The organism is Janthinobacterium sp. 67, from assembly GCF_002797895.1.
Classification (GTDB): Bacteria; Pseudomonadota; Gammaproteobacteria; order Burkholderiales; family Burkholderiaceae_D; genus Janthinobacterium.
Genome location: NZ_PGES01000001.1, coordinates 2,260,507 through 2,280,354 on the forward strand (window position 1 = coordinate 2,260,507; position 19,848 = coordinate 2,280,354).

Sequence of the window (19,848 nt, forward strand, 5' to 3'; positions counted from 1 at the left end):
AGAACAACACCATTTGGCTACTTAATTTCACTACCTGTAAATTTGTATAAAACAGAACCGTTTGTTGCCTTTATCTCAGAATCTGACATTACTCACCCTTAATTTTTTGATTGGTTATTAAATCACTCATCGGCATGAACCAAGCCGAAATATAAAGCCACATATCAATTGCAAATAAACCTCTTGCAAAAAGAGCCAGACATCTCTAAAAATAACTCATTGCCAGACAAACCCAATTTCCCGAAACCTACTATAACTGAAAAAAATTTCCATTTATGTTACATGTCGCGTATATTAAAACCGTTTGAATCACCCATCCCTTGGAGACACTATGACATCGTACGCAGAGTATGTTGAACAAATCGCAAAATTGCAATCCTTGGCCGAGGCTGCCCGCAAAGATGAGCTCAGTGCTGCAATCAAGACAATCAAAGACTTGATGCAGTTGCATGGAATCACTGTGGAAGACATCGCGGGCGGAAGTCGTGCAAAGCCCGCAAAAGTGAAGAGCTCGGTGCCAGCACAATTTAAGAACCCTGAATCTGGTGAGACCTGGACTGGTCGCGGTCGCGCGCCACGCTGGCTTGATGGCAAGGACAAAGAGGAGTTTCGCATCACGAACTAATTCGATTGGGAGAAGTCCAAAGTCAGCGGGCAGCCGCACATATGCGACGACAATGCGTTGAAGCATCAGACAGCTCCCGTCTGTTTGAAAGCTGGCGCCGGTCCTACCGGGCGGTGCCTTACTTTCGTCATCAGAGGTCCAGTCGCTGAACCATGCATTGATTTGCTAAGCTAAAACATTGTTAACGACTTTTGACGTTCTTTCAAAAAGTTTTTGAAGTTCCGACTCCACATCTTTCTCGCCAACATTCGTTTGACGACCGAGAGTTCGATAATTAGCAACAAGTCTTCCCTTTGCCAATTCGGGAAATTCTTTCGTAAGTGCATCTCGCAATTTTATTTCCAATGCGTCATCCACCGCACTAGCGCAATAGTAAGTCGCTATGTTGTAGCTAATACCAGAAGACTTTGGAATTTTCTTGCGCCGGACTCTCAAGAAAACTGGCCATGCACTATCGGAATTCATAAGTTTCCTCCATGATTTTTCGTGAAGATTCAAATACTGAGCCCCGTATTCTGAAATCAATTCGAATTTTGGCAACCTCTTCTTCATGCCGGTCTCAATAAATGCTAATGCCTTCATATCGAGCATTCTGTCTATTATTTCAGAATGATGATTAACATATATCCACATATCGCCCTGCAATTCAGTTGGTGTTAAGTCGGACAGCTTCCTTTTCCGAACTTCTGCGAAGTCATCCAGTATCGGACGATATTCTTGAACTAAAACGGCTAACGTATCGTTGAGTGTCTCGGTTTCTGGAGGAACATAGTCAGTTTGCATTTGGCAGTAGGCAATTACCAAAGAAGCAGATTGATTTCCCCTTCGCATCTGCATCTCTGCCCTCCTCGCACCATTTTCCAACCACTGATAATCCACGTGAGCCCACCTGTTAGATAGTTTATCCTTGCGCTCAAGGTCATTCTCTTGTTTCACATAGTTTCTATCTAAAGTAATATAGGCAGTTTTGAAACCAGAGAATGCCGGCCGCTGGCGGAGCTCCGTGGCGACCTCTGTGTAGTATTTTTCGAGCTGGGTCTCTCCGAAATTCGCTCCGTGCTTATTTTCTACTATAATAAATATTTCGTTGTCTGCGTCGACCATTAGCAGGTCAAGTCGCTTACCGCTTCCAAGGCGATATTCTCGAATCAAAAATATAGAGTGAAATCCAGTACTTGCTATTCTGCTAGGAGTCCAATGTTCAAAGAAGTTTTTATTCGAATATACGCACTCCTTTCCAGACCAATACGCCGCAGTCAAAAAGTCCTTAAGTATCGTATCACCTTGACCATGCCCCTCCCGAGGGTTAAATAGCCATTTTAAAATTTCCGAATGCTGGTTCTCTGATGGTTTGATAATGTTAAAAATATCGTTTGACCTCTTAAGGGATTCAATCGCCTCTCCAAGTCGCGCATCACTCACAAATCTCTGAAACATGTCATTATTCTTCACTCCAACCTTAATTTTTCTTTGAAAAACGGAAAGTAATTCAATAAAATTGAACGTCACCTTGGGAAACGGTTTTCCGCGGCCCAAGCAATTACGCTAGGAAGTCGCTTTTTAGAAAGGTGCTACCAATTCTTCGTCACAGGTATGGAGCATGCCTAACCAAAAAAAAACTCTGATTTTCATTCACGAGCTACTATTCTTGGCCCCATGCTGCATACAGCATTCTCTCAACCTCCAGCATTGTCACCGTGTGCGACTCTAGCAAGGCCGCGAGGTGGGCCTGGTCGTGTAACTCAACTCCGTTCAACGCTGCATTCTCTACCGCGTGAGAATTAAAGAACTGGTTCGTTATACAGATTTTTTCAAACCTGACTTCGGGGTGCCGGCGTTTGTAAAACGCTTCGCCCGCCACCACCTCTTTAACAGCATCCCAACCCAGTCTGGTGCCGTCGGTGCCACAGGTTTTTGCCTGAATTAACTTTCCTCGTTCGCCTTGAAGAGCCACCACGTCGACACCATAATCCTTTGTGCTGGGTGTTCTATAACAATCGTAATCAAGTTTGGACCAGAGCACGCCGACAAGGCACTCAAAATGCTGACCGCTCATACGCAGCGCAGTATCGAGGCTAACGCGCTCGTCGATATCGCTTGCGTCGGCGTCGGAGACAACATCGGCTAGACTAAACTCTCCCGGCCCGATATCTCCTGCCCCGTTCAGCATGTCCTCGGCCAATTTTCGCTTGTACGTTAGCAATTGGTCCAGTTTTACGTCGAAGGTGGTGAAGTCATGGGCGCTAACTACCGGGTAGTAGACGTATACCGGCTTTTCTTGGCCAATTCGATAGGCTCTGTCCGTCGCTTGGTCTTCCTTTGCAGGATTCCAAGTACGCGTGTAATGAATAACGTGGTTGGCCTTTTGGATGTTGACGCCGAATCCAACAGCAACCGGCGAGAGAATTATCACGCCGAAGCCTGGCTTATCCTGAAACGCTTTGATGCGCTTTTGACGGCTCTGTGTATGGCTGGCTGACGCACTTGTGTCGCCGTTAATTATGTCAGAGCGAACACCGAATTCAACCTCGACGTAATGCTGTAACAGTCTCTGAATTTCGCGGAACTCGCAGAAAACAATTACCTTTTCTTCTTTACTCTTAATTGCCTTAAGAGTAGTGAGGAGCCAATCAAGCTTAGGAGCCTTGCTGCGATATACTGCTAGCGGTTCTGGCTTGAACACAGCAAGCCCATGAGGCCTCGGGTCAGTACAAACGAGCCGAAGGTAATGCAGAAGACCAAGGTGGTTCTTGAAAGGAGACTGGCTTGATTCGTCGTTACGCTTCTTGAAGCTTTCAACGGCCCTGGCGTAGAGGTTCCTTTGGGCCGTCGATAGCGCCAACGCCCTGCAGTCTTCCATGATAATTTTTGGCGGTAGGTTCTTGGCCACCACGGATTTCATGCGCCGAAGTACTTGCGGCGCAATCCTCGCACGGAGCTCTGCGACGCGCTCCTTTTCTTCGTCGGTGTTTGCCTCAATTGGCTTGCGATAACGTTTGCCAAAGTCATTCAGCGCCCCCAATAAACCTGGCTGAACAAAGTCGAATAGACACCATAAATCTGCCAGTGTGTTCTCAACGGGTGTACCCGTGCAAGCGATTTTGAAATCAACGTTTTGCTTTTTAGCCGCACGCGTAACCATGGCTGCGGGATTCTTTATCTTTTGGGCCTCGTCACAAACCATGAGTGACCACTTCTGCGCAGCAAATGAAAACTCCAAGTCTCGCAACGTCTCATACGTGGTCAGCACAATTTTTGCAGACCCGACCCAGTTAGGCACGAGGAACTTGACCAACCTGTCGTCTGTCTGCAGCCGCTGTTCAATCTGGTTCCGTGGAACTTTTAGCCCGTCTAGTCCCGTGCCATATGCTGTAAGTAACGGTAGCGAACCAGGCGTGAAAAATTTCCCGGCTTCCTCTGCCCAGTTTTCAAGAAGCGAAACTGGTGCGACTACAAGCATCGGCGATATTGACGGCTCGCGTTCGAGCAAGCCAGCCATCAGAGCAAGAAGTTGGAAGGTTTTCCCCAGTCCCATATCGTCGGCGAGTATCGCTCCTCGGACTTGAAAGTCCGTTTGCAGGCTGTACAAGTGCTGCATCCAAGCTAGCCCATCGACTTGGTGCGGTAACAGGGACACTTCCGGGCGAATCGCCTTGGGTATCATCGGAACTCGGGGTACCGCTTCTAGCGCCTCTCGACGAAGCTCTTCGTATTCAACCTTCTGGATGTTCGCGCGTAAAATCAACTGGGTGGGCGGCGCCCCCGGGTGTCCTTTTGTCTTCTCACCAACGGACGGAAGGGCTGACGAGCAGGCCTCTATCTCATCGAAGATATTCTTGAAAGTCTGGACAATAGCTGTCGCCTCGCCTGTGGCAATGGCATCTGGCAGCCATGAAACTCGCACAGTACCTTTGCCGGCATGAATAGCGGCAGCAGTCTCTCTCTCCAGGGACTCAATAGCTAGCTTCGTTGTCGGCACAGCGACGGGCTCGCCGCCATCCTTGGGTCTGTAGACCACTAATGGGACAACATTGTCTGGGAACCAGCCATCGCCAGCAGCCTTCTTTGCAATGTATGGCGAGTAATATGGCTTTTCTACTCCGATTCCTTCAATTCGCGCCGAGTACGCACTTAAGTCGTGAACTTGCGCATAGGAGACCAGTGTAGTGGCGCCCTGCCAACGTACATAAGCCACCGTCAGCTCATCGAGATGGCGTTGTGAATCACCCTGCAGTTCTAGTTCAAAACCGCGCCAGGCCAGCAATTGGTGTCCCATTTGCAATGCCTTCTCGGCGGTACGGATGAACGCCGGAAGCGTTGTCTTATCGAACCATTCTGTCTCCGAGGAGGCAGGACCGCTCACATCAGCGGTCTCTATCAAGATTCCCACACGCACCGGAAATCCTGCCGCGTCGTGCTCTACTACGGGCGAAAATCGTTCGTAATTCAGCCCGGCCGCAGCGCGTGCATTTTCGAACTCGGCCTCATCAATGACATCAACCGCGTCCGGTCCCAGCGCAGCGAATGGATTGAGAATGAAGGCCTGGGCTCGCGCGCCAGCAATTCGCCTGTGCTCAAGACGCTTTACCTCTTGTAGTACCGTTCGGACCTTCGGCTCAATTAGCACTTGCACGATGCCGTCCTCGGTGACAACGTCGTAACGGTCCCTTACCTCCTTACTGCTGTCGAACATATCCAACCATCCTGCTGGAGCGCCCGAGAACATCGGCATAATTTCGACAACTCGGTCGTCCGCCACAACTTCAGACTTCCGCATCTCCAGCATTAATTTCTCTGGAGTCAGCACAGTTGAACGGACGAGAAAATCGTCGAGCGCTGCATCAGCCTGCAGTGCAAGTCTCCGGATACGGCCCCATGCCTGTCTATGAAAGATGTCGTTGCGTTGCTCGACCGGCCGCCGGGAAAAAGCAACCACAGAAGTGAACAGCTGCCATTGAGTAGGCAGCATAAGCCGTTCCTGCGAGCCATCCCTCATAATCGGCCCGGTCAACTTTACCGGCAACGTTGAGCCGTTGGCGTTGCGCCAGGAGGCCACCGCAATCGAGAAATCCGAATCTGCTAATGACCCGCTGCTTCGCAAGCCAATTCTAGCCTCGGTGAAGCTGGGCATTTCTAGAACTTCGGCCAAACCGTCAAATGTAGATTGGCCGACGGCTTCGTAAAACGATTCCCAGGCAATTGCAATCCCTTCGGGAACTTCTGTGGCCAACCCTTCATCGAGAAGCTGCGAAGCGAAGCCGTTAATTTGGCCGCTATCGACTCTGCAAGCTGAATCGTCGCGCTGTGCTGACACCCGGATTCCTGAGGCGGTTAGCGTTCTGAAAACCTGGGGCAGTTCGTCCGCGATTCGGTCTTTTTTCAAAAATTTGAACATCTATTTCCACCACCCTTTACCTGGCTTGTGACAAAATCCCCAGTTCGTCAACACACGCGTCACATCCTCATTTTCCCCATCAGTACGCGCCCACAGACTTCCTCCTAGCGATGAGTTGTCCTCTATCTTAAATCCCATCTGCTTGCCAAACATCTTCAACGCGTCAAGCGAGTAAGGCCTGCTCGCCATTACAAAACTCGGATTTTTAATTTCGGCTCCAGGGACTGCTGATGCTATTGCACGGACTGGCTGCCGAGGTCGATGGATGGTCTTCTGCGGCGAGATTCCAAAGTCTCGCTGCAAAATCGTTTCAAAGTTTTGCTCCCATTTCGCCCAAGAACCAACGCCATCTTTGTGAGACTCCTTAAGGACACTGCGGGCCTTCTGTTTGAGCGAATTTGCCGCGGTAGTTGGGAGTCGAAGGAGCTTTTTGGAATCGAATGGCAACCCTTTTCTCTTATCGTAACCGTAGAGAGCATTCCCCATCCCGCTGAACTCGACGGCCACAAGATTCCCCATCGTCATGATGAAAGCATTGTTGGCGCCAGATGCATCGAGGTTGCATGTAAGACCATGCATCTTCTTGCGTAGCGCCACGAAGTCCGATTCGGTTGAATTTCGCGCGCTTGACCCAAGCGCGAATTCCATGTGGTCGATGGATTTCACGTACCGCTTCCAGAACTGCATCCTGCGAGGGTCCGCCGAGCCATCCTCAGCTAGCTTCGTGAAGAACGTCTCAATAATTTCGGCCTTGAGCCAATCGGACACCATTGCACGGGCCTCAGGAATCACTCCGCCCCATCGGGTCTCATTAGATGGTAACCATGGGTTACCCCACCAATTGACAGTCAGCTCTTGTAAACGCGCATGCAGTGGCGCTGCCGGGACAGTAACGTAACGGTCTAGAAGACTGACAAGACCAGTGTCCCGAAGTACCTCATTCTCAGCGAGGACGTTGAGTAGCCGCGGCAGAAGGCTCAGATAGTCCTTGTCGTCCATTTGGACCGCCCGCTTTACTTGGGCTAATACCAATCGTTTCAAGAACCAAGACGCCTTACCGATGTGAAGCCGCTCGCAAAGAACATCAACTACCGATGAGTCCCCCCAAAGCAGCGCATCTACGTAGGGCGCGTAAGGCTCACTGGTGAATACGCGCTTGTTTTCGATTGCGGTAAGCACCCAGTCGGGAGCGACCCGTATATCGTTAATGCAGTCATTGCGTTCAAGCAGGTAGTCACGCAATAGTCGCCAATTGTTGACGCGGCTATCCGTCTCTTGAGTTTGCGCGGGCGCATAACTGAAATAGCTACGGACGAGGCCCTGGTAGCACCGGCGGTATGCTGATGGCTTTTTTGTCCAATCATCCGCGCCGGCGAGGACGCGCTCCAGCCTGGGACGATTATCGAGGACACATTCGCCATTTGGACGATGAGGTAGACACAGGCCCCACGAGAGAAGATAGGCGTCACGAAAACTTGAGACCTCTTGGGTTTGCCAAAAGCGGCGCACTGCATCTAACTGATGGTCTTCAGAAAAACGTGGGCTCGCCCCCTCCCTCGCACGAGACTGTAGCTCCGCGATGACCACATCTATTCGAGGGCTCGGAGTCATACTTTGCGCACCCTCTTGCGTTCCGCGCATTAAGAGGCTGGCAAGATTGCCAAGCGCACTCATGTTAGGGCACATTCGCCAAAATTGCCGGGCAGCTGAGAAACTTCCTGCCTGTGCTCATCCACCCCAAGAAATTCCAAACGCATCTCGACGCGGCGACTTTCGTCATCGTTGCCCTTTGCAGCGTTGAAGGAGTATCCGCCGACCAGGAATAGATTCCTCACTTGCTCTTTCTCGGATTCCGAGAGTAGAGTGTTCCCCCTTACAGCAAACATTGCGCAAAGCACCCGCTGACTACGTTGCAAACTAAGATTCAGGTTGCTAAGATATGTCCCCGTTTTATCCGTGTAGCCCTCGACCACCAACCTCTTCAGCACTCTTTTTCCAAGCTCATCATTGGATAGCTTCAGAACCTCTGGGACAAACCTGCGCAGAACTTCTTCTTGGCTCCTGTCGAGATTTGACTTACCGAATGCGAAAAGAGCCCGCTGCCCAAAGTCGATAACCTGACGTCGTCGGTCTATCTTGATGCCATCATCTTCGTGTCGTTTGGCTGCGGCTTCAAAGCGGTCAAGGACCATTTCGATTTCCTTGTTGTGCTGTGCTTCCTTCTTTTCTCGTTCCGTGACGTCTTTTGTAACAGCAAGAAGAGCTACGCCCATCACAACTAAGAACAATACCATTAGTGCCGTCATCAGGTCGGCGAACGAAATCCAAAATGGCTTCTCTGCCTCGTCCTTCCCACCACGTTTCAAGTATATCTTGGGGCCAGTCATGCGGATTTCCGAACAGGCGTCATAGTACCCATCGAGGCGAGCGTGACCTCAAGCTCAGCAACGGCCGACGAGAGTAGCCCAACAGCAGAGCTCAGTTTGGTGTGGAATTCATTATTTGCCTTGTCTAGTGTCCGCTTGACCTCTGTGGCGAATGAAGTGTGCGCATCACCCAAGACCTCACTAACACCAGCTAAGTATTCGTCAGCTTGCGTCTGAGCGATACCAAGTTTCTGCGCAGAGCCTTCGATGCGAGCAAGTATGTCGGTGGTTAGGCTGGCTTCTCTGCGCGCCGCCTCGACTGTCGTACGTAACTCTGTGACCAAGGTGGCCACCGCAGCGCGCTGCGAACTATAGTCACGGAGAAGCTCCTGAATTGCGGATGCGCCGCTCGTTAGTGCTCCCGATGTCTCGGAGAATTTTGCAGACACCGTAGCTGCCTGACCCATGACTCCAGAAACGCGGTCGCCAGCTAAAGCGAAATCCTGTGAGGCGCTACCCAATTTCTCAGCGCCGGCATACATCTTTTCAACAGACGTCGATGTGACTTGAGTTAGAGAGGACACGCTCCTGACTATCTCGCCGATAGCGGCGTTAAGCTCCATGACGACTGACTCGACCGATTCTGACATTGCACTGACAACCTGGCTCGAGCGGTCAGACATAGTCTGCTCCCGCACTTGGTTGCTTTCGAAAACCTGTTTCTGCGAATCATTGAGCTTGCCAAGCATCGTCTCAACTTGAGAACCCATAGTATCCAACGTAGACTGCAGCTTGTTGCTCGTTTCCGTCTGCGATGTCGAAACAAGTTGGCGAAGCTGGTCAATGAAATCGGTGGAAGTCGCGTTGATTGACTCTTGGCGAGCCTCCATCTTTTCGATAGCTTCTGCCATCCTTTCCGCCATTGTGTCAGTCGAGCGCCGACTGGAATCTTCAATATTCGAAACAAGTGTCTGGAGGGTCGTCACGGCGTCCTGCATGCTGCGCGCTGTTTGTTGGTTGAGGTCGCTAAGGCCGGAAATCTGCCCACCGAACAGGTCATTCAGGCGCTGGCTAAAGCTAGCCATCACATCCTGAAGCATTCGAGATGCATTTGAGCTTTGGTCACCGCTGGCCGCCTTGACCGTATCAGCGATTTCCTTCATCGGCCCCTCAAGGCTTTGTTTGATACTATCAGCTATGGTCGCACCCAACGCTTGATTGTCTTGTCTAGCAAGTTCAGATTGCTCCTGTGCGGTGCTTGCCAGCCTGTTGGCGAGTGCTTCCTGCTGCTCCTTAGCAGCCGAGATTTGCGATGCGGTCAACTCCCGCAGCAACTGGCTCATGTCCTTTACGAGTGCGTCTTTCAAAATTTTCGCTTGGCTAGCTGACTCTTCAGAAGCCTTCACCAGTCGTGACAGATACTCTTCACCTGCCCCTGATTCGAAATAAGCGTCGATTGACCGGACGATATCCTCAGTCTGTTCATACAGGGCTGCCAAAAGCAGTTTCTCGAGAAGAGTAACGAGCATTGCTGCAAAAATTGCTGCGGCGGAGATAAGAAACGCCTCACCGACAGAGTGCATCAGTGACTCGAGTCCTGCGCGAACAATGGCCGCATTTTCGCTGACCTTGAATGCTTCCAGCCCTGTTATAAGCCCACTAAACGTTCCGATGATGCCGATGCCAGTGAAAAGCCCTGGGACGTGCTTGAAGAACTCTGTCCTCAATCGACCATCGACGACCGCCTGGGTACTGAAATACACCTCGGCCGGAACCGTTGAACGGGAGGCCACTACTACCATCTGACCATCACGCTCTTCTTCTTGGTCATGTAGCGATTCGCGAAACTCAGTCCACAAATGTGCCAGCCGTTTGTCCACTGAAAATACAGCAGTAAATTCCGCGACTGCATCACCTTTGCCGAAGCCAGCAGCCCGCTTTTTAATCTTCCGGAGTCGATTCAGGTGCAACACACCAGGTATCAAGAAGACGGTGATGAACGCAATACTTAGGCCTACAATTAATGCCCCGGTGACCAGGACTGATGTGGGTGTAGTTACAACGATATCTTGAATGCTCACGTAGTGCCCCATTTCGCCTTGCACACCAGGAATGACTCTGGATTCAACCCAGCCTTAGTTTTGGCATCAAACTCGGCTAGCACAGCGGATTTCGTAGCTTCCAACACGCAATCGAGGCGCCGCAGGATGGTAAACGGCAAGATTACCTTACCATAGTCGGATTGCATGTAATCGCCGCGCAGGAGGTCAGCGACAGACCAAATGAAGGATGAGAGGGCTTGATGGTTCATTGAAACTTTGCAAGGTAAGGCTAAAGGAATGAGTAGCTGTCAAGACCGGCCGCTCACTGAATGTCGACAATTATACGTTGCTGAAGAGGAAAAATTCGCCATCTGTGGCCATCTTAAAATATTACATATATACCAACCAATGCCGACCAATTGTCACCGCGAGGCTCGACAGCATCAAGACATTTCCGAACTAGTCTGCCGGCGCATCGGTATAGTCTTCCACTCACGCCCAGTCGGCGTGGCGCTCCATTTGCTTGAGCACTTAAACTCAAGACTATGGTGAAGTGCATCCTCTCCCATCAACGCAAGCGTCTTCGCCTGATTTTCCGAGCTTGCTCCCTCTCTTTCGGTCCAGTAAATCCAGGTGTCGAAATACGGCCGATTACGATGCTCAGTGATGTCAGGTCGCAGCCTAATGACGTCTTCAGCGGGAACCTGTCGATGCCTTGCCACAGTCGGAATTGTCGAGTCCAGCCCTGCCAAGAATTCTTTGGGAATCAATTTATTTCCGCTGCTGCCGTCAGTCCGAAGAAGTTTCGCCAGAAGCTTGTAACCATCGTCGTCAATTCGATTTGGTATTTCAAAGGTCTCGGCATCAACCTTAAATTTTAAAAAAAGAGGAGAAAGCCCACGAGATGTTAGACACAGCAGAAATGGTTTTTGGTTTGCCACAAAAAGACAGTCAAACTCAGCATTGTTGACGCGATACGGGAACTGCTGCATATTCGCTCCGATACGTTGCATTGCGTTGTGAAGCTGTCGAAGATTTTCCATTTCCATATTGCTTGACTCCTTTTATATCAAGTTCAATTTCCGCTTAATCATGCAGCGAATGTCTTCGAGCTTCGGTAACGAAGCTGACTGTTCTTCACCTTTATTTAAAACCAAAACCTGCACGTTCCTTGTAGCATAAACTCGACCATTCACACGTATAACGCTGCTTATCTGGTGGAGACCCACGCGCTGCATGACCATTTTTTTCGTAGTCGCTCGAACGCCAATTTCACGTTCACCCAACACAGCGGCACCAGAGATTCCAACGTCGGCATACCGGACTAACCACTCCACCGTGGCATGGTCAGGGAGCTCACTTGGTCTGGCGATAGCAAGATGAAGCGCGCTACCGATAGAAACGCTGGGTATAGAATTGCGATGACTGCGTGCAGCCTTTCGGCCGCTTGGGGTCATTATTTCGATGTCGATATCAGGCACCGGAAGAAGCGGGCTTATACTGCCCTCTTCCAAGAATTCAACGGAGGCAACGCTAGGTATCGGCATGAGAAAGGAAAACGCCTCGGACCATGCTAGAGCCGCGTTGATTTCGTCCATGGCCTGCTCAGCCCGCTCGACAGCGTCACGCAAACAGCGCAAGCGAATCATGAAGGCACTCCACGCATCCAAGGGAATGCGATTTAGGTTTTCCCGCTTGTCTATAGGGCAAGCGACAAGTGGACTCTCGCTGAGTCGACCGAACATCCTCTTTACCACTGCAATGAGCGCATCATCATCAGCCGGCACTCCCCAGTACTTCCAACGTACGGATTCAAACGCCTGCGCGACTAAGACCGTCAAAAAAATTGACGATGGCCTTGCAGCCGGTGCGTTCTGAAATACGATAGACACCCAAGCTTTCAGGTAGCGAACCAGTCGTCGGACTAATTCGCGGTTGTCTGCATCAAATGCCTGTTTGAACCAGAGATGGAACGCCTTGGCGTCGCTTTCTTCCCACTCTCCTGACAAGCACGCCAAGCGCCGCTTTCCCTTTCGAGGTTCAAAGTGGTAAACGGGCAGGTCGATATGAAAGCGGCTGGAATATATCGCTCTTGAGCAGCGTTCTTTTGGAGGCGCTTCAACCTTCAGGATATCCGTGCACGTCGCTTGATACGCCAAGACCTCACACTGCACCATTGCGCGGAGTTCGTGAGCGGTCTTTCCCATCGAGCTATCGCGCCACTCAAAATACACTCCGACGTCAACGTCGTACTCATCTTCAGCATGCACGGGACGAATGAGAGTCCCGTATTTGTAAGAGCCTTGCAACCAGGTGTGGACTGGAAGTCCGGACTTTTCTGTCAAAGTCACACGAAGATGCTTTGCCAAAGCATTCCACTGCATCTGTAAGAAATCCCGTTGCTCTCCAGTTGGCGTCACACGGCTTATTAGGCTTTGCCTGCCTGCCCCATTGAAAAGTGATGCCGCCTTCCCCATCATGCGCCCCTGAAAATTTCCAGCTTCGGTGAGTGTTTCAAAAATGGACTTAAGGGACCACCCAACATATCTGAGGCCGCCTTTTCTGCCAAGCCAAGCAAGGTCTTTTTCGCAACCAAAGTGGCCACGTCCAAACCTAAGTCATCGGCTTGTTCTTGGGATGGTTCATGGTCCAAGCGTAAATAGTTGGTTCCCAACCGATGACTCACTATTTGCTCAACGAACTGCTGCTGTGCTGATATCATTACCGATAAAAGCCGCTGCCCCTTCATCCAATCGGCGATACCAAAGTTTCGGCCGGCGGCATAAGAAACAGAGTAGCTTTTCGTTGTCGTACCAATGCTTAGCAGCCGAATACAATCCAAGGGCACACCGAGAAAGAACTCAGCTTCATGAATCGCCACCTGGTCCGGCGCGTTGGCAAACAGCCCCCCATCGGCAAATAGATTGTTACCAATCTCAGCTAACTCAAAGAACGTTGGTGCCGCAGCTGTGGCTAAGGCGATATCCACGGCCTTCATCTTCCAGTCACGATTCCATTCCTTCACGTGCCGGGTCTTAAAGACCTGAGGACGGCCTTTAGTCAAATTCACCGCTGGAATTGCGACTGGATGCAAGGCGTCTCCCAGCAAGGCATCCGCCGGAATCAAGTTTTCTATGGCTTCGCGTAACGGTTCTGTTGAATAACGAGGCTCACGTGCATATCTGAACAAATCCCAGTATTGTTTAAGTCGACCAGCACCTACTTTCGGACGCCGCGACGCCGGAAAAATCGCTTCGCCTTTCTCGCTAAAAACTTCGACAACTTTCCACATCGGCACCTCAAAGGCTACCGCCAACGCAATGATTCCACCTATGGAGGTTCCGCTCAACAAATCAAACCGACGCCCAATTGGCTCACCGATACTATCCTCCATTGCCTGTAGAGCTCTGGCGGTAAAAAGTCCACGGTAACCACCGCCAGTCAACGCAAGCGCTTGAAACGGATTCTCTTTGGTCCATGCCATGCAATTACCTCTATTTTTAACGTATCGACTCAAGAACCAAACGCTGGCCAGCGTCATTAATAAATTCAACATGCAGGCCCGCTCGTCCAACAATCACAGCTAACAATGGACGGCCATCATTTCGCTTAGCCGACAGTGTCCGCCACTCCACCAAATCCACCGATGAGGGTTGCGGGAGTTCCTCAGGATGGGTATGCCATTCGCCCAAATACCGAACTGTGCCGCCGCTGCACCGCCATCGCTCGTCCGCGATTTGCCTGTGCTGCCTGGCCTTGCGTATAAATAAAAACGGGAATCGCTCATCAAACCGCGACGGTACCGTCGCTTCAATGATTTCCAAATTCGAGCCTCTGACTCTCCCCAGCAAAATTCCGCCACTTTCCCGGCTACTTCCAATCAATTGGACATGACGGGCGAATACTTCAAGAACGCAGCGCTCCAGATGAACGAGCGTCCTACGGTCTGTAGTTCCCCAATCGCTTAACGAGAGCATGCTGGACAGTCCTTGAATTGTTCGAGACTACAGTCTGGTGTTGCAGCGTCATGCAGGGAGTTGAGCACTCGTGTTCTTAGTGCCGGCTCACAAATATCGTTCACCCAGTCCAGCACCATTTCGGCAGCGAGACTTGCGGCCTGAACAGATACATGCGCTGGAAATGGCACATACAGCCCTTCACAACCCTGGCCGGCCAGGACGACAGGAATACTCACCTGCACTGAACGATAGCGACCGTTCCTGTTATGCGTAGTGAGGCACCGAAAACAGGCTCCCAAATCGCCTTGCTTCAACAGCCCGCGTACTGCGATGCCAGCTCCTTCAATCCAGACATGAAGATTTGCCAAATTCCGCTGCGACGATTGTTGCGCAATCCAATGCCCCAACGCCTCCTCGCCGGTGGCGTCAATGAGCAAATCGACGTCGGATAAGTTAGCTTGCTGAACCTTGACAGGCAACGCGCGAATGTCTGCACCGGGCGCACCATATTGCAACTCGATGCGCAATGCCAATGCTTTCCTCATGAATATCGATGGAAATCCAAGCCGGTGACGTCCTATGTTTTTAGGGTACAGCGTGTCGGGGTCGACTAACGTCAGGCACCCTCCCTCCGTACCTACGCCAGCTTTCACAAGCATCTCAGCTAGATAACCGCCAATCGTCCCGCATCCAACTAATATAATTCGCTTTCCTGCCAACGTTCTCCGCCCTGGACTATTGCGTGTTGCCATGTAGCCGTCGTCTATCCGTACCATATGCAAAGGCCTGACTGCGCAGGAAAAAATCTCCGGCATGGTCGGCACCCATTTTTTTTCGGTGCCGATAATTTTCTGACGATTAAAATTTACACAAAACCCATACGTCATAAGCGGAGATTCAATTAGAAGCACTACAGCTTCAGCAGACGTACGCGCGGCCTCGGTGATGCGTTGTTGTAGCTTTTTACGACATCGCTGGTCGAGCAATCCCTGCCAGTTCAAAACATCACGGACATTGTGAGGCGGCCAATCGGCCAGACTCGGCCGAGGCTTGGCCAAAGTTTGTACACGATAGGTGCGTATCTGCGACCAATTCGCTTTCCAGCCTATACCCGTTAGCTTCGTCATGGTGCGAACGCGGTCATCAGTAACGACAACGTACATCGATTCCGCGATGGTTGCGACAAACGCATCTTGTCTGCCAAGATTTCGTTTACTGAGGTCGGATAAGCAGAAAGCATTCTCGCCGCCCCAGTATGCAAAAAACTCCTCCTCCAAGTCGTCCAGCATCTCGCCAGCAAGAATGGCGGCCAAGACCTCCTCGGCCCGCTTCAAGCAGGCTAGCGCCTGCCCGACCGGGTCAAATATATCTAGCACTACCGTTCCTTCTGCGATATAGCATAGGCCTCCTTGGCTTCCGATATGCGGAACAACTTCCCCCAAGGATTTCGGCACTTCGAGCAATCTTATTCTGGGCAACTCCATGAATCTCGTGTCAAACGAGAACTCACATTCATACGACTTGTCTTCCACCACTAAAGGTCCAGCGAGGACGACCCATTCGCCTACAACCTGGCGCACATAATAAAAGCCGTGCCGGCCTAATGCCGCGACTACATCGGCCACCTGGCTATTCAACTCGCTCATCTCAGCCCGCTTTGGTTCTACCAACAAGCGGAGATGCAGCGACTTGAGCTGGCGCAGCGGCAATAGTCGCAGCTACTGAGACGGTGAGAACGCGGCTAGGCTGATATGGGAAGCGGCTTCCCAACTTTTCAATCAGCCATGTGCACGCTAGCGACTCACTGCTCGCATTCACCGCGCCACGAACGAAGCGCTCGAATTCTTCAAAATGCGTCGCAGCATCTTCCACGCCTTCGGCACCGAGACGGTCTGTTAAGGATTCGTTTTCCTCAGCAGGATTTTTTACCCCGGCCCGAAGTGCAGCTGGAAGTTGAGCAAGTACATCAAGTAGGGCCAAGTCGTCGCGACCGGTTCGGCGTTCAAACAGAGGAGCCGCAACGGCCATCAACAAAATGGACGCTGGACCACCGCTTGTCCATTGCCAGTCACGAAACGCTTTCAAGTAACGCACAACGCGGCAAAATTGCTCGCCCCGCACCTTAACCTCTCCCAAGAACCAGTCCTTCACGGGGCGGGGGTCCGACTCCTTCCAGTCCTCCTCACGATGCGCGAGTAGCACGCGATTGCTCGGCAGGCGGGTCCAAGCATCTTGTTCGGCCTGGCGCATCGCCTCCTCAACACTGTCAAATCCATAGGCATTCAGTGCCGCCTTGGTCAACGTCAAAAACTCATCATCGGGAATCGCATACAAAGGTATGTCGATATGCGCATCAGATGAAATTTCGATACGAATACAAGTAGACTTATTGGTGATAAGACGCCAACCACGCTCCTTCACCAGCGGGACCAAGGCCTCTTGAGCCGCCGCAAAAAACAATGAACTGGCCATGCTGGGCCGCGCCGTAAGAGAAACAAAACCCAGTGGGAGATAGCACCCGTCATCCACATCGGCCTGCTGTGTTGGCTTGGCTGGGGCATTAAGAGTCCCGTACGCCCAAGAGCCTTGAGTGAAAAAGCGCGGTCGCGGCACCTCGCCGTTGTATCCGCGCTCACGCAACACACGAGGAATGCCGTCGCGCAGACAGCTCCGCACTTCAGTCTTGGCAGCTGCGATAAATGCTTTCCGCGCGGGCGACAAGTTCAGATTGTCGAGGAAGGTGACGTCATCGCCTTCAGATTTATAAAATAACGGGCTAAGATTTAACATATTTGACCTATGCGAATGCTGAAAAAGTTATCGAAAACAAAATCAGCTAGTCGGTGGCCAAAACTAGAGTAGGCAGATAGCCCACGATTGCTTGTGTGAAACCAGCTGAGTGCGAATAAATACTATACGCGTAGTAATTATACGCATATTTTCTATACGAACGCTAGTAAACCGTGCCATAATTATTTTGCTTCTTAATTTGATACACTTATGACATCAGAAATCTCCGCTGCACAGCCGACTCAGACCACTTGGGGGCAAGGGCGAAGGCTTGAATTCCTCGACTTCAGGCTGCATTGGGACGGGCGTATCAATCGCAGCGCACTTACGGATTTTTTCAACATTTCTGTTCCCCAAGCCTCGCTGGATATTTCGAAATACCTAGAGTTGGCACCCGGAAATGCGGTCTATGACCGCAGTTCGAAGGTTTATCAAGCAACGGCGAACTTTCAGCCGTACTTCCCAAACAATGTGCCCGAGAGGTATCTCAACGAACTTCTGGCGATTGAGACCGACATCATCCGTCCTGAGCAAAGTTTTATAGGGTGGCGCCCACCGGTCGCCGCGGTACCCACCCCGGTCAGGTCCGTCCCAGATAGAACACTCATCGGACTTCTATCCGCCATCAGGGACAAGACTAAAGTCATAATTCGCTACCAGTCGATGACCACCACCGAGCCGTCAAGCCGCCTGATTTCGCCACATGCGATTGCGAATGACGGATTCCGCTGGCACGTGCGGGCCTACTGCGACCAACGCGAAAAATTTATTGATTTCGTCATTGCACGCATTCTGGAAATTTCGGTAACGGACGTCCCCGGGGCGGATAGCGCTAACGACCAAGGATGGAATCGTGTCGTGAAGTTGGTTCTATGTGCGAACCCGGCGTTAGCCGAAGGGCATAGGCGGGTCATTGAACTCGACTATGGAATGACTGACGGGGTAATCGAACTAAACTGTCGACAGGCGTTGCTCTACTACGCGCTCAAGCGACTCGGACTACACAAATTTGACAGCGATGTCGCTAGACCTGAGAAGCAACAAATCGCCTTGAAAAACTATGCTGAAGTGAAGAAATTTTTACCTCGGTCCGATGCTCCTCGATGAACGCAACGTCAGTGTTTTTATGTGAGGCATACGAACGAAATATATAAATCATATCGTTTATACTATTTGCATCTAAACCCTAGCCTCGCCCCACACAAGGCACGATTAGCTTTGTCTATAACAATTTTTATGAGCACCTACAAATGGCAATTCGCCCCTCGCTTCCGCCGCAACGCATTTGGCTGGAAATCAGACACACCAATCCAGCGCATCAAAGAGGCACTTGTTGAAATCAAGGCGGTAGCCAAGAAGGAACCATTGCTGGCCGCCGAGGGCGCCGTGCTGTTCCTGGAAAAGCTGGCGCCGGCCATTGAACAAGTCGATAGTTCCTCGGGTGGTATCGGCAGCACCGTAAACCTTGCCATCAAAACCCTCGTGCCCATCATCGCCAAGGTGGATGTCGCTCGCGCCGTGCGGGAGAGATGGCTGGAGCGCCTGTGGAATGCAATCCAGGAAGACTCGATGCCTTACCTGGAATACCTGGGCGAATTCTGGGGCGAGCTGTGTGCGGCACCGGAAATTGCTTCCAAATGGGCCGACGACCTGGCACCAACTGTGACGACGATGTGGGACCATTGCGCGAGCACCGGGGAATATGGATACTTCAGGGGAACGACCGCATGCTTGAGCGCGCTATACGCGGCGGGTCGGCACGACGAACTGCTTGCATTGATTGCGAAGTCGGAGTACCGGCACAAGTCTTGGCATTACAGGGTATGGGGCGCAAAGGCGCTGGCCAAGATGGGAAAGCGCGACGAAGCGATTCAATATGCTCAGGAATCCAAAGGGCTGAATGAACCACTGATAGCGATAGCGGAGTTCTGCGAGGGTGTCTTGCTGGACGCAGGGTTTGTGGACGAGGCATACGCACGCTATGCGGTTGAGGCCACATACGCGACGACCAACCTGGCAACGTTCAAGGCCGTAGCAAAGAAGTACCCGGGCATACCAAAGGAGACCATCTTGCGTGACCTTGTTGCGAGCCAGCCAGGCCAAGAAGGCAAATGGTTTGCTGCTGCCAAGGATGCTGGTTTCTTCGAGTTAGCCATCGAACTGGCAAATAAGAGCCCGGCGGACCCTCGCACTCTAATCCGGGCAGCCAGAGATTTCGCGGTCAAGCAACCGGCCTTCGCCATGGCGGCCGGCATGACTGCCTTCACCGGCATCATGCGCGGATATGGCTACGACATCACTGGCATCGACGTGCTGGACGCGTACGCCGCCGTAATGCTGGCGGCCGGGGCTATGGGTGTGGATGAGGCCACCGTCAAGGAAAATGTACGAGCGGCTATTACGGCGAGCGGTGTCGGCGGCATGTCCGTACAACGCGTTCTTGCTCACCAATTGGCGATGTAGCCAGATGCCGCAGCGACACGGTGGCGGATTCGCCGCTCCGCCAATGCCTCCAACAAGGAACTTTTTTGCAGCGCCGCTATGATTCGTACAGTACGAAGCATTATACGGTTTGTACGATACTTCGCCGCTTACTGTATAAACGATATGATTATTTATATCGTTTATATTGTTAATGAACACTCCGAACAATCGGTCTAGTCTTTGAAAA

At 51.4% G+C, this 19,848-nt stretch carries 15 protein-coding genes; 3 read left to right on the plus strand and 12 right to left on the minus strand.

Going from position 1 to position 19,848, the window contains the following annotated elements; all coding sequences use genetic code 11:
* The first annotated feature begins 331 nt into the window (after positions 1–331).
* Complete coding sequence (locus CLU90_RS10220; protein WP_100427837.1) at positions 332–625, plus strand: H-NS histone family protein; 294 nt, start codon at positions 332–334, stop codon at positions 623–625.
* A gap of 165 nt (positions 626–790) precedes the next feature.
* Here the strand turns inward: CLU90_RS10220 and CLU90_RS10225 are convergent, their stop codons facing one another.
* The 12 genes from CLU90_RS10225 to CLU90_RS10280 form a co-directional block, all read right to left on the minus strand.
* The gene (locus tag CLU90_RS10225) at positions 791–2,062 is read right to left on the minus strand and encodes a PDDEXK-like family protein (RefSeq protein WP_100427838.1); all 1,272 of its coding nucleotides are present in this window, start codon (positions 2,060–2,062) and stop codon (positions 791–793) included.
* A 205-nt stretch (positions 2,063–2,267) separates the two neighbouring features.
* A complete protein-coding gene (locus CLU90_RS10230) occupies positions 2,268–6,020 on the minus strand; it encodes an SNF2-related protein (protein WP_100427839.1) in 3,753 nt (1,250 codons plus the stop codon).
* Complete coding sequence (locus CLU90_RS10235) at positions 6,021–7,694, minus strand: EH signature domain-containing protein (protein ID WP_157808789.1); 1,674 nt, start codon at positions 7,692–7,694, stop codon at positions 6,021–6,023.
* Entirely contained in the window at positions 7,691–8,407 is a 717-nt protein-coding gene (locus tag CLU90_RS10240) for an OmpA/MotB family protein (RefSeq protein ID WP_100427841.1), read from the minus strand. Before CLU90_RS10240 ends, CLU90_RS10235 begins: the two co-directional genes overlap by 4 nt.
* On the minus strand, positions 8,404–10,467 hold the full coding sequence (zorA, locus tag CLU90_RS10245; protein ID WP_232731153.1) for an anti-phage ZorAB system protein ZorA: 2,064 nt from the start codon (positions 10,465–10,467) through the stop codon (positions 8,404–8,406). Before zorA ends, CLU90_RS10240 begins: the two co-directional genes overlap by 4 nt.
* Positions 10,464–10,697 carry a type I restriction-modification system subunit M N-terminal domain-containing protein gene (locus tag CLU90_RS10250; protein WP_442906687.1) on the minus strand — a complete coding sequence of 78 codons (234 nt, stop codon included), beginning with the start codon at positions 10,695–10,697 and terminating at the stop codon, positions 10,464–10,466. Before CLU90_RS10250 ends, zorA begins: the two co-directional genes overlap by 4 nt.
* A 174-nt stretch (positions 10,698–10,871) precedes the next feature.
* Positions 10,872–11,477: a DUF6037 family protein gene (locus CLU90_RS10255; protein ID WP_100427843.1), complete on the minus strand. Its 606-nt coding sequence runs from the start codon at positions 11,475–11,477 to the stop codon at positions 10,872–10,874.
* Between the two features lie 15 nt (positions 11,478–11,492).
* Entirely contained in the window at positions 11,493–12,908 is a 1,416-nt protein-coding gene (locus tag CLU90_RS10260; protein ID WP_100427844.1) for a CBASS cGAMP synthase, read from the minus strand.
* Positions 12,905–13,912: a CBASS cGAMP-activated phospholipase gene (locus tag CLU90_RS10265; protein WP_157808790.1), complete on the minus strand. Its 1,008-nt coding sequence runs from the start codon at positions 13,910–13,912 to the stop codon at positions 12,905–12,907. The genes CLU90_RS10260 and CLU90_RS10265 overlap by 4 nt, the downstream gene beginning before the upstream one ends.
* Before the next feature lie 16 nt (positions 13,913–13,928).
* A complete protein-coding gene (locus CLU90_RS10270) occupies positions 13,929–14,405 on the minus strand; it encodes a Mov34/MPN/PAD-1 family protein (protein WP_100427846.1) in 477 nt (158 codons plus the stop codon).
* A complete protein-coding gene (locus CLU90_RS10275) occupies positions 14,393–16,033 on the minus strand; it encodes a ThiF family adenylyltransferase (RefSeq protein ID WP_100427847.1) in 1,641 nt (546 codons plus the stop codon). Before CLU90_RS10275 ends, CLU90_RS10270 begins: the two co-directional genes overlap by 13 nt.
* Position 16,034: 1 nt before the next feature.
* Positions 16,035–17,177, minus strand: a complete 1,143-nt coding sequence (locus CLU90_RS10280; RefSeq protein ID WP_100427848.1) for a CBASS cGAMP synthase — start codon at positions 17,175–17,177, stop codon at positions 16,035–16,037.
* Between the two features lie 210 nt (positions 17,178–17,387).
* Between CLU90_RS10280 and CLU90_RS10285 the strand changes: the two genes are divergently transcribed.
* Together CLU90_RS10285 and CLU90_RS10290 are read left to right on the plus strand one after the other, a co-directional pair.
* Entirely contained in the window at positions 17,388–18,284 is an 897-nt protein-coding gene (locus CLU90_RS10285; protein WP_100427849.1) for a WYL domain-containing protein, read from the plus strand.
* 129 nt (positions 18,285–18,413) lie between these two features.
* Positions 18,414–19,640 (plus strand): hypothetical protein, encoded by a 1,227-nt coding sequence (locus CLU90_RS10290; protein WP_100427850.1) that lies wholly within the window; start codon positions 18,414–18,416, stop codon positions 19,638–19,640.
* Positions 19,641–19,848 lie beyond the last annotated feature (208 nt).